The 11,458-nt window shown below is 61.4% G+C and carries 11 protein-coding genes; 7 read left to right on the top strand and 4 right to left on the bottom strand.

Going from position 1 to position 11,458, the window contains the following annotated elements; translation table 11 throughout:
- Positions 1-82 precede the first annotated feature (82 nt).
- Positions 83-880, top strand: coding sequence for a metalloregulator ArsR/SmtB family transcription factor (locus G8767_RS11060; RefSeq protein WP_095970132.1), 798 nt, complete (start codon positions 83-85; stop codon positions 878-880).
- A 421-nt stretch (positions 881-1,301) separates the two neighbouring features.
- Here G8767_RS11060 and G8767_RS11055 read toward each other — a convergent pair whose 3' ends face one another.
- Positions 1,302-1,598, bottom strand: a complete 297-nt coding sequence (locus G8767_RS11055) for a hypothetical protein (RefSeq protein ID WP_095970131.1) — start codon at positions 1,596-1,598, stop codon at positions 1,302-1,304.
- Positions 1,599-1,647: 49 nt separating this feature from the next.
- On the opposite strand from G8767_RS11055, the gene G8767_RS11050 reads away from it, so the two are divergent.
- The 5 genes from G8767_RS11050 to galE are packed head-to-tail and all read left to right on the top strand — an operon-like array spanning position 1,648 to position 7,045.
- A complete protein-coding gene (locus tag G8767_RS11050; protein ID WP_166810181.1) occupies positions 1,648-3,735 on the top strand; it encodes a glycosyltransferase in 2,088 nt (695 codons plus the stop codon).
- 47 nt (positions 3,736-3,782) lie between these two features.
- Positions 3,783-4,055, top strand: a complete 273-nt coding sequence (locus G8767_RS11045) for a PqqD family protein (RefSeq protein WP_095970129.1) — start codon at positions 3,783-3,785, stop codon at positions 4,053-4,055.
- A gap of 7 nt (positions 4,056-4,062) precedes the next feature.
- Positions 4,063-4,941, top strand: a complete 879-nt coding sequence (locus G8767_RS11040; RefSeq protein ID WP_234036697.1) for a hypothetical protein — start codon at positions 4,063-4,065, stop codon at positions 4,939-4,941.
- Entirely contained in the window at positions 4,920-6,050 is a 1,131-nt protein-coding gene (locus G8767_RS11035; protein ID WP_166810180.1) for a nucleotidyltransferase family protein, read from the top strand. The genes G8767_RS11040 and G8767_RS11035 overlap by 22 nt, the downstream gene beginning before the upstream one ends.
- Positions 6,047-7,045, top strand: coding sequence for a UDP-glucose 4-epimerase GalE (gene galE, locus G8767_RS11030; RefSeq protein WP_124568583.1), 999 nt, complete (start codon positions 6,047-6,049; stop codon positions 7,043-7,045). Before G8767_RS11035 ends, galE begins: the two co-directional genes overlap by 4 nt.
- 7 nt (positions 7,046-7,052) lie before the next feature.
- Here galE and G8767_RS11025 read toward each other — a convergent pair whose 3' ends face one another.
- Complete coding sequence (locus G8767_RS11025) at positions 7,053-8,036, bottom strand: hypothetical protein (protein WP_166810179.1); 984 nt, start codon at positions 8,034-8,036, stop codon at positions 7,053-7,055.
- A gap of 515 nt (positions 8,037-8,551) precedes the next feature.
- On the opposite strand from G8767_RS11025, the gene G8767_RS11020 reads away from it, so the two are divergent.
- Complete coding sequence (locus G8767_RS11020) at positions 8,552-9,694, top strand: GGDEF domain-containing protein (protein ID WP_166810178.1); 1,143 nt, start codon at positions 8,552-8,554, stop codon at positions 9,692-9,694.
- On the opposite strand, the gene G8767_RS11015 is transcribed toward G8767_RS11020, so the two are convergent.
- Together G8767_RS11015 and G8767_RS11010 are read right to left on the bottom strand one after the other, a co-directional pair.
- Positions 9,683-10,156 carry a DUF5709 domain-containing protein gene (locus G8767_RS11015; RefSeq protein WP_095970125.1) on the bottom strand — a complete coding sequence of 158 codons (474 nt, stop codon included), beginning with the start codon at positions 10,154-10,156 and terminating at the stop codon, positions 9,683-9,685. The genes G8767_RS11020 and G8767_RS11015 overlap by 12 nt on opposite strands.
- Before the next feature lie 73 nt (positions 10,157-10,229).
- The gene (locus tag G8767_RS11010) at positions 10,230-11,405 is read right to left on the bottom strand and encodes a lipase family protein (protein WP_185564782.1); all 1,176 of its coding nucleotides are present in this window, start codon (positions 11,403-11,405) and stop codon (positions 10,230-10,232) included.
- Positions 11,406-11,458 lie beyond the last annotated feature (53 nt).

Raw genomic sequence — 11,458 nt, 5'->3', positions numbered from 1 at the left:
GATCACATTTGCCTGGTGTCATCACACCTCATCGACCCCTACTTCCGAAACCCGGCACGCCCAACCATTGACATGCAAGTAAATGCTTGCATATTGTGAAGTGGTGGACGACCGGATGAATGCAGTGTTCAAAGCGCTTGCCGATCCGACACGGAGGCTTCTTCTGGACCGCTTGTTCGTAGTCAACGGACAGTCACTCGGCGAGTTGTGCGACAGCCTCGACATGAGTCGGCAGGCAGTCACCCAGCACCTTGACGCGCTGGAGGATGCAAATCTGATCAGCACGGTCAGGCAGGGGAGATCCAAGCTCCACTATCTCAATCCCGTTGCGCTCGAAGAAATTCGAGAGCGGTGGATCAACAAATTCGAGGTACCGCGCCTGAACGCGCTCAGTGCCGTCAAAAGACTCGCGGAGGAAGCCATGGCCGACAAGCCCAGTTTCGTGTACGTCACCTACATCGCCAGCACGCCCGAAAACGTGTGGAAAGCACTGACGGACGCCCAGGCCACAGCGGAATACTGGGGACACAGCAACGTCTCCGACTGGCAGCCCGGATCGACGTGGGAGCACCGCCGGATCGACGGTTCGAACATCGCCGATGTGGTCGGCACCGTAGTCGAGAGCAACCCCCCGTCGAGGTTGGTCACCACCTGGGCCGACCCGAACGGTGAACCGGGCGTCGACATCTCGCGGGTGAGCTTCGACATCGAAGCATTCGACGCGATAGTGCGCCTGACCGTCAAACACACCGATCTCGCCGACGAATCGGCCCGGATGGAGGTTGCCGGCGGATGGTCTGCCGTGTTGTCGAACCTGAAGTCTTATCTCGAGACCGGAAACACTCTTCCCGTGGCACCGTGGGAGATGCCGGTCGGTTGACGGTTGTCGACCAGGACAAACGCGCGGTACGGCCGGGAAGAGTTCGCCGTACTCCTGCCCGAACTGTCGGTCCAGTCCGGTCTCAAATTCGCATAACCGTCAAATATCGGCGCGTTCAGTCTGTAAAGTTGCCAGATGGATGCTAGCGTTTGCTCCGACATCGAGTGAGGACGACCTCGTCTCGCAGGCAGGGGAGAAACGCTATGGGCGGCGACGCTTTTCAGAATGTTCCGGTTGATCGACGCAAGTTCGTCAAGACAGTTCTGGCGGCCTCGGCGGTAACTGTGCCCGTCGTGACGTCCATCAGCCTCGGTGGTGCGGCACCGGCCTTCGCAGCCGGTGACACGCCCAATCTTTCCGGAGCGCCTGGTCGTGGCCAGCAGAATCCGAGTCAACCAGGCGGTGAGCAGCCAGGCGGGAATCAACCCGGTGGCAATACTCCCGGAGGGAACGAGCCGGGCAATCCAGGGTCGTCGGGAAGTTCAGGGTCGTCGGGTAGTTCCGGGTCGTCGGGTAGTTCCGGGAGTTCGGGATCGTCGGGAAGTTCCACAGGTTCCGGATCAACCGGTAGTTCCACAGGTTCGGGTGGAACTACTACAGCCAAGCCAACCGGCCCCACCGCGCCGACGGAGCCGACTGTCCCCACTGTGCCCACGGTGCCGACCACGCGCACCGAGCCGACCTTTCCGACTGTCCCGACCCAGCCGACAGAACCCACGGAGCCTGCATAACCGATACGACGCCACCGGTTCCCAGGGAGCACACCGATGACCGAGTTCGACGTCGCCTTGCACCGCGCTCTGAAGAACCTTCAGAGCGCGGGCCCAGTCCAGGTGAAGGAGACTCCGCCGCACGGAAAGCCGGCTGATCTCACTATCGCAATCGCGACCTATGACGATTTCGACGGCACATACTTCACGATCCACTCGATCTTGGTTCATCATCGGGAGATTCTGGACAGAGTCGAGTTCGTGTTGCTGGACAACAATCCCGAAGGATTGCCGGCGCCGATGCTCGAATCGTTTGCGGGGTACATCGATCGGTTCCGCTACATTCCGTTCACCGACGTTCGATCGACTGCGGTGCGGGACGTGCTGTTCCGCAAGGCAACCGGAAAGTATGTCCTGGTCCTCGACTCGCATGTGATCCTGGCACCGGGATCGTTGTCGGCGCTGCTGGCGTATTTCGACGCAAATCCGGAAACCGCCGATTTGATCCAGGGACCGATGCTCTCCCAGGATTCCTCACACATCGCGGCTACCCACATGGACCCCAAGTGGCGCAACGGAATGTTCGGCTCGTGGGGAGTCGATCCGCGCGCGAAGCAGCACCCCGACATGCCTTTCGAGATTGTCATGCAAGGCCTCGGCGCTTTCGCCTGCAGGCGTGAGGCTTGGCCGGGATTGAACTCGCACTTCACCGGATTCGGCGGTGAAGAGGGATACATCCACGAGAAGTTCCGGATCAACGGCGGCAAGGTCGTCTGCCTTCCGGAATTCGGTTGGCACCATCGATTCGAGCGTCCCGCGGGTGTTCCGTACCGCATAAATTGGGAAGACCGCGTTCACAATTACCTGCTCGGGTGGAACGAGGTCGGTTGGGACATCGATTCGCTCCATCGTCAGTTCTCCAAATACCTCGGTGATTCATATCCCGAGATTCGTCGCCGTGCCGAGTTGAGCGTCCAGCGACCCGAGCTGGCCTTTGGTGGGGTGATCGTTCTCAGCGACGACCGCCGAGTCGCTCCCTGGCGTTCATGCCTGGCGGAGGCCGAGTCGATCGAACTGACCGTTCACCGTGCCATTCCGTCGCAGGACGACGGTCTGGACGGGTGGAGGACGGCGTCTGCGTTCGTCGCCGGACTCGACAAGGCAATTCTGCTGGGCTGGAAGTCTGTGGTTTTTCTGGACGAGGCGCGCGTGATCGAACCCGCCCTTGCGTACAAACTGCGAAACATTGCCGACGACCTCCCCGCTGAGGCCGATTCGGCTGTCGTCCACGCGCACGGCGAAGACCCGGTCGGGGCTGCACTGGTTGTTCGTGCGGCGGCATACCGAACTTTGCGAGACGAACTCTCACGAAGCATCAGCGGATCCCTGCCATCAGATTTATCACTGGCAACCTATCTGCTCGCGCGGGGCGCAGTCGACGTCGTGCTCGATCGCTCTCTGTCGCCGGTCCGAGTACTGGGAGAGCCCGACCCGGTTATCGAGGATTCGAAGCCGGACCTCGGTGTTGTCGTCGTGAATCTCGATCTCGACATCGACAGGTGGAAGGCGTCCTGGCATCGATTCATTCGCTTACCGCGCGTGGCAGCGGTGGAAAGAGTGGCGGCTTTCGAGGACGCCACGAATCAGGATGCCGCCTTTGCCGTCTCGTGGCGTCGTGCGGTTGCTCGCGCTACCGAGAAGGGCTGGGATTCGGTCCTCATCACTGCCGACGACGTGAATGTGCTGGACGCATCGGCGTCGATTCTGGAGCATGCACGTCGAGAGCTCGACCTCCGCCCCTGGGATGTCGTCCAACTCGGACACGACGCGAAATCGGGGGACGGAGCGCTGCTCGACGGTTCGGCGATGCTACGCACCAGTCCCGAGAACCGTGGAGTTCACGCTGTTCTCCTTCACTCGCGCGCCTTCGAGCGAATTCTCGACGCGATTGCGGATCCGGAGGCAGATCCCGAAGCATTCGGAAAGTGGGCGGGTCACCACCGAACACTGGGCGACTACCTGGTGGAGGCGAATGCCGGGGGAATGCTCACCTGTCTGACACTCGCCCCCGGCATCGCCTCCACCCGCAGCCTGCTTCGTTCGGGCGCAATCGAATCCGAATACTCACGACGCTTCTCGCTCTGACCTCACCACCGACACGAACATCGGATTCGCCGCAACAAGGAGGTATCTTGACCGAACTACTCGAAGACGCGAGGCCCCAACGCTCACAGGCGGTGGAGAGCAACGATCTCACCGACGGTGTCGTGCTGTACGACAGCTCCAGCGAAGTTGCCCATCACCTCAACCCCGTCGCGACTTTGGTGTGGGAACTGTGTGACGGCCGGACCGTCAGTGACATCGTCCAGGCGGTCGTTGAGGTACTCGAGATCCCCGTCCATGATGCGGAGTCGGTAGTGAACGAGACCTATGGACAGCTGAGCGCCTCGCGTCTGCTGGTGTGAGAATCCAGTGACAGGCAACCACGTACCGCAATTCCGGGCGCACTACCTGTGGGTCGATGCGATTGTGCGCGGCCCCGCCATCCCTGAACTCGGTGTCGTCGAGCATCGAATTGCGAGCCCCTGGCCTGCGGGATACGACGTCGGAGTCCGGATCGAGCGAAACCGATCGACGTTCGGGCTCTGGGACGCCACCATCGAATCGACCATCGACGGCAGCAGTGACACGCTGACCGGTCTCGACGCCCTCCACCTCGCAGAGAACGTGTACCGCAGCGTGCACCGGGATGTCATGAAAGCCGCCCATGGCGAACAGTGGACTCGCCTGCACGCTGCTCTGGTCGACTGCGACGGTGTGCGAGTGGCAATCGCCGGACACTCCGGCGCCGGCAAGACCACCTTGGCTCTCGCCCTCGCTTTACGGGGCGCACAATTGCGCGCTGACGAAGGCGTCTTCATTCGTGGCACCGAATCGGTGGGCTTACCGCGTCGAGTTCACCTCAAAGCGGGTACGTTCGATGTTCTCCCCGAGGTCAAGGCACACGATTCGCTGTATCTCCCGTATGCCCCGCCGGTGTGGGCGCTGGACCCGTCAACTCTGTCGATACCGCCAGACGCCGACTCGGCGGTTCGCGGAATCGATCTGGTGCTGATTCTCGACGGTTGGGACGAGGGGACGACACGCATCGCACCGATGCCTGCAGCCCAGGCGATACAGTCACTGGCCGAGCAATCAGCCCTGTGGTCCGACAATCACGGATTGACTCTGAGAAACACCGCTGCTCTACTCTCGAATGCCCCGTGCTACAGAATGATTCGGCATCACGGCGATACCGGCGCCGACGCCGTGGAGAAACTGGTGGCGTCATGCGTGACACCCGGTACCTGATTTCCATGCTGGACTCCGAGCACGGGGCCGACCTCATCCGTTCGTGTTCGCCGCAGGATTGGCCGAGAGTCATCGACACCGCTGCCAGGCACAAGGTGTTGCCGCTGCTGGCCGCCCGCGCAGTCGACGCCGGCTTCGCCTCGGTCCTGCCTGCGAGTTTCGCGGAAATGCTGTCGGAGTCCGGCGCTACCGCGTCGAGTCCGGAATTGACGCTGAGCCTTGTCCATCACCGAAACGCGCGTCGTATCGCGGACCTCGACGCGCAGCGCGTAGAACTGCAAGAGTTGTTACACAGCAGCGGATTTCCAACGGTCGCACTGAAAGGTGCTGCCCTTCTCGAGCGAAGAATCTGGCCGAATCCGGCAGCGCGACGGATGACGGACATCGACCTCTTGGTCGTCGATCCCGCACACGCCGTTCCGGCCAACGACGCGATCCTCGACTTCGGCTATCGAATGGTCCGCCCGGACGAGGTGGTGGGGGATTCCATCGATCGCGACGATCACCAGGAACCTGCGCTCCTGCGCGACGACCGTCACGGCTCCGTCGAAATTCATTCGCACTTGCTTCCGCGGTTCGCTCGTCATGCGTTGACCCGAGAATCTGCGATACGAGGAATCAGCGCGGGGACCGAAGGATCCAGACTCGAGATTGCCGATGTCACGCTGCATGTCATCGCTCACGCGCGACTCGCCGATCGGGCCTTGATTCGCGCCGATTTGTCGTTGAACAGCGTCTTCGACGTGGGGTACCTGCTCACTTCCGAACCGGAACTCGCTGTGACGCTCTCCAGACGCCAGTTGCCACGCGATGTCCGTCGGGCGGTGAACGTCCACTGGGCGGCGGTGGAATCGATCTTCGGCGTCAGTACCGGAGTGACGACCATCTCGACGCGTTGGTGGTGGCAATGGACGCTGTGGTTGGCGGATCGCCCGCGGCTGCACTCGCTGTACCGCGATCTGGTTATGGTGCCGCTCTTTCTCGACCGTGATCGGCTCTCCATCCGGGACGGGCGCGACCTACGCGGATGGGACTTGGCGCGCGCACGCGTGTCTCACTTCCTCCGTCGTGCGAGGACTGCCGTCGAGGATGCCGGGGGAGCAGCATGAAAGTCCTCATCACCGGCGGAGCGGGATTCATCGGAAGCACCGTGGCGTCGAAATGCGTCGACGCCGGGATGGATGTCATTGTCCTCGACAGCCTGCTGACCGGCCGTGCCGAGTTTGCACACCGATTCCCGTTCTACTGCGGTGACATCGCGGACGAGAAACTGCTCGACAGGATATTCGCGGATCATCCCGATATCGATGCCACAGTTCACTGTGCGGCTCTGATCGTGGTCGGAGATTCCGTGAGCAGCCCGGCGCGGTACTACGAAAACAATGTCTCCAAGTCACTGACGCTGGTCTCGAGTGTCCTTCGGAACGGGTGCAAGCGTTTCGTATTCAGTTCCTCTGCGGCGGTGTACGCGCCGAGCGACGGTGGATGTGTCGACGAACATTGGCGGATCGAACCGCAGAGTCCCTACGCGCACAGCAAAGCGCAGTTCGAAACGATGCTCGACGACATCGTGGCGGCCACAGGTTTGTCGGCGATGTCTCTCCGATACTTCAACCCTGTGGGGGCAGATCCCGAACTGCGAAGCGGAACAGCATCGGCACGCCCCACACACGCACTCGGAAAGCTGTTCGAATCATATTCGACACGAACACCTTTCAGAGTCGCGGGGACAGATTGGCCGACGCGCGACGGGTCCGGCGTGCGCGACTACGTTCACGTGTGGGACCTTGCGGACGCTCATGTTCGCGCATTGGAAAGCTTCGACCGGATCACCGCTGATTCATCACGCCTGACTGTGGTCAATGTGGGCAGTGGGCGGGGAACCACGGTATGGGAACTCATTCGCACCTTCGAGAACGTGCTCGGCAAAAACATCGACGTGGTCGTTGCAGGCCGACGCACCGGTGACACTGCCGGCGCCTACGCGTCGAACGATCGTGCGTTGCGACTACTCGGGTGGGTGCCGACGTTCACCCTGGAACAGGGGATCGAGGACACCGCACGGTGGCTGGCCGTGCGGCCGCACCTGCTGAATTCGGTGTAGCCGAACGTCAGCCCATCGGGTCGCCGTCAACGGTGATGTTGTTGCTTCGCAGCCAGACTGTGGCGTCCGGATCCCACCCGGCGAGTACGGTGGCACCCGCGTTGCGCGACAACGGGATCGCGATGCCCGGCGTGGTCAGGTACGCCATCATTGTCAGGTGGACTGCGTCGTAATCTGCGGCCATCGAAACCCAGTCCGGAATGAACCAGTCACGGTATTCACCGGTCGTGTCGTACCAAACGGAGCGACGTGATGCCGGCACTGGCAGGGGATAGGTATCGACCAGGTTCGCCCAGTCCCGTGGACCCGTAATCTCGTAGATGCGGGGCGCGCCGTAGGTCCTTACCGGCTGCACCCGAGCTTCGTTCGAGGAGCTGTCTTCTTCGAGAAATACCCCGAGAGCCCCGATACCGTCGCGAGCTCTGGTTGTTTCGGTGGTGCCGTTGGCAAAAGGGGTGGACCACCATTCGCCTCCGATATGACGGTCCGGATCTTCGATCTGATACTCCAGAAACTGACGTTCGTAGTCGAGGGCCTCGGCGCGCCACTGTTCGAGGCCGTCTTCGGTACGGTAAATCCGTAAGGGCAGGTCCGACCAGCCGTAGATGGGGTTTCGCTTCTCAACCAGGTGCTGGTTCAGGAGGTCAACCGGTTCGGTCCACCAGGCAGTGTGCGGCGAGTCGAGAACGGCTCGGGTGATCGGGCGCAATGCCGCGATCACCTCAGGACGGACGAAGATCAGGTCTTCCTCGTCGGGTGGCTCCCAGTAGCGCGCGAAATCCACGGCATATGCGAGACAGTGCAACATCTCGAGTTCCGACATTTCTGCGATCGCGCGGACATCAACAGCGTCGAGAACTTCGAGGGCGTGTTCCGTCGATTGTGGCCAGTGTCTACCGGACGAGCGTGCATCGGCATGGCACGCATGCCCGACGTTCGCGCAGAACCGACGACCACGCGGTGAGCCGAGGACGAGCGCAACGGAATCCATGTGGACAAAGCTAACCGACGAGTTGGCGGGGGACGTTCGAATATCCATTACTTGACATAATGTAGATTATCGGCAAATTACCGACCTGGGGATATCAGCCCATGGTTCGTTTCCCGCATCCTTGTCGCACGTCACCTTCGTATGTCGATCCGTAGGTGTATTTGCACACTGCTCACGTGCTTCCGTCCTGACTTGCCGGCCACCTTGCGTGAGTTGATCATCTCGAGTCGGCTGCCCGCCGGCAGGCTGCCTTGGATTGCTACTGACCTCAGGTGGCTGCTTGGCGGCTGCCTAGTAGCCTTGCCGCTCAGGTGGCAAGACCACTCGACAAGCCGTCTGATGCGGATTGATGACAATGAACGAGTCTAGGCCACCTCCAGCCACACCACCCTAATACGTCACTGTGACGTATTGAGTTGGAATCGCTGGAGGCGGCGCAGGTTCATTGTCATCGCCGCGGACTACTATCGCCGCATGCGTTGTATTCGACCGGCCGCTCATTGCCGGTGGCCACGATGAGCGGCACCGACAAGGCTGTCCAACGCTGGCTCGCAGTGCCAGACCAATTTGACCGATTCACACGATTCCTGCGCGACAACGGAATTCTGATGCCGACTCGGATAGGCATCGGCGTGTTGGTGTTCATCCTGGGCGTCACGATTCTTCTCAAGCGTCTGGGCACACACTCGGTACAAGCCATCGGATTTCCGTTGGACGTCGTCGTCGCAGTGCTCGTGATGATCGGCGGTACAGCGTTGCCGTTCACCGCGACCACCCGGGAACGGTCGTATCTTTTCGTCATCGCGGGCGACTTCGCTGTCGCGGTGATCGTGCTGGCGGAGGCCAATCCGGATCAAAGGCTGCTGGGATGCCTCGTCTTCGGACTCGTCGGATCGTACATAGCGTTCTTTCACAATCTTCGAGCTCAGCTGTGGCACTTGCTGTTTTCCGGGGCGGTCATCGTTGTTGCGAGCATCGGCGTATTCACCGATGTACCTTCCGGCCTCTCAGACGTCCTGGGACGCATTGCCTTTGCCATTCCTGTCATCACCGTCATACCGGTGGTCACGCAGATTGCTCTGGCGCTCCTGAGCAACGACGCTCAAAGCTCCGAACTCGATCCGTTGACGGACCTGTTGAATCGACGCGGACTCTCACGGCGGACTTCCGAACTCCTGCAAGCGAAATCCGGCCTCGACCAGTCCTTGCTGGTGGTGGTGATCGACATCGACAATTTCAAGCACTTCAACGACACCTACGGTCACGACGTCGGCGACCGCGTCATACTGCGCACGGCCTATCGACTTCACGACTGGGCCAGATCGGACGCAGCAATCGCTCGCGTCGGCGGTGACGAGTTCGTCGTCGTGCAGATGATGCCGTTGCCGTACGTCGGCGATTTACTGGCACGAATTGCCCCCATCATGAACTCCCCCACAGGCGAACCACTCTCGACGACGAGCATCGGCATAGCCATACACAACGGCGCCTGGCCGGACGTGCAAGCAGCAGAAAGCGGCCTTCACGACCTCCATCGCCTAGCCGATTCGGCGATGTACGAAAGCAAGAGAATGGGCGGAAACCGCGTCCATTCCATCGTTCTCACCGATCAACAGCCACAGCAGCCACAACGGTCAGACGGACGCTCAGTCCTCTGAGTCGTCGATCAGATGCATCGCGGCTTCCTCCGCCGATGCGGCGCCGCCGTCGATTCCGACGTCTCCGGCAACGAGTTCGCTTTCCTCGTCCTCGTATCGGCCCTCGTCTTCGGCGACGAGACGCCCGACGCGGCGATTTCCGACTTCGTCACCGTTCGGGAATTCTTCCTCCCGTTCGAATTCGTCGGCATCTGCCGGATCCTTCAGGGGATCTCCCAGCGACGCGTACGGATCTGGTTCTTCTTCGGCAAGTCGCTCGTCGAGGGTCTCCCCCGCCGATTCCTCGCTGCCGGTCAACCCATGAGCGTCCAGTCCGAGTGGGCGCTCGGGTGGTGAGATTCCCTCGTCGAGAATGTCGTCCACGCCTCGATCGATCAGGGTGTCTTCGGGTTGAAGTTGGTCGTCGGGATCGAGACTGTAATCGCCATTGCCGGCCGCGCCGGTGTCATCCGTGTCGCTCATACGATCAACGATGCCACGGGCACACCGAGTTGGCCATGTGCCGCGCCTGCCCGATACATCACTCCGGAGACATTCAGCACGAACGTGGGGCCGGCACTCCGTCGAACCGGTCCTGCAGGTACTCGAATGCGGTGGGCAGACCGAGGACCGCAGTGGTGAGGTGGTCCGGGCTGGGGAACAGCTGAGATTGAACCGTGGCTCCGGCGGCGCAGTACCGCGAAATCGTGTTGACCACGGAATCGATGGGGATCAGAACGTCGTCGGGCGTGTGCCATTCAAATACCGGGGCAGTCGGCACACCGGGATAGAGTTCGACGCTGTTGTCGTCCATCACCTTTCGCACTTCAGGACTGGACAACAGGGAAGTCGACGTCGACACCTGAGAGGCGCTGCGCCCGGCACCGACCCTCAAGATGTCGTTGGTGCACGCGTTGGTGAGTTCGGCCCGCATCGATCGACCGAGGTCGTTGAGCTGGTTGCTCAGCGGAAGAAGGTCGGGATACTCGCGTTCGAGGCCCATTGCTGCGGCGAACGCGAGGCCGAATGCCGGGTGCGGATCCTGTCCGAGGCCGTTGGCCATCTTGGACAGATTCATCGGAACGCCGCCTTCGGCTACGCCGACGAGGTTGACCTCGGGTGCGTAGCTCGGGGCCAGTGCGGCCGCCCACGCAGTGGCCATACCACCGCCTGAGTAACCGGCAATACCGACAGGGCTGGCGCCACTACGCAATTCGGGGACTTTCTGAACGGCGCGGATACCGTCGAGCGTGACCTGTCCGCCCAGGCGCGCGGCGCCGTACGCGCTGTTGGGTCCGAGATGGTCGGGAAGGGCAATGGTCCATCCACGTTGAAGCGCGACGTTGAGGATGGGCGCTTCGCGGATGACGATGTTGGGATCCGATGCGTAAAGCGCGCGAGATGGCGCACATCCCGTTCCGAGTGCGTTGACGATGTGCTGATAGGAGAGCAACGGTCCGTCTTGCGCTTGATTCGGCGGGACCAGGATCGTACTGACCGCGGCAATCGGCTTGTTCTCGGAGTTCGTGGACCGATAACTGACCTGCCAGATCGCGACACCAGGGAAAGTCATCAGGTCAGGGGCCCGGCGCACGGAGATCGGCGTGCCGGCGACCCCCTCGGCCGCAGCTTGCGAATAGAACGGGTCCGGGTCAGGTGCCGGATATGCGGGATCTGCCTGTGCAGTCCCTCCGGAGAGCAGTGCGGCAGTCAGTGCAGCGGCAGTCAGCATCGATCCGGTAAACACGCGTCTGGTTCGCAGTTTCAACGTTTTCCCCTCGTCCG

Source organism: Rhodococcus sp. IC4_135, from assembly GCF_011602025.1.
Classification (GTDB): domain Bacteria; phylum Actinomycetota; class Actinomycetes; order Mycobacteriales; family Mycobacteriaceae; genus Rhodococcus_F; species Rhodococcus_F baikonurensis.
Note: the sequence above shows the minus strand (reverse complement) of the source record. Positions and strands in the feature narration are given on the sequence as shown.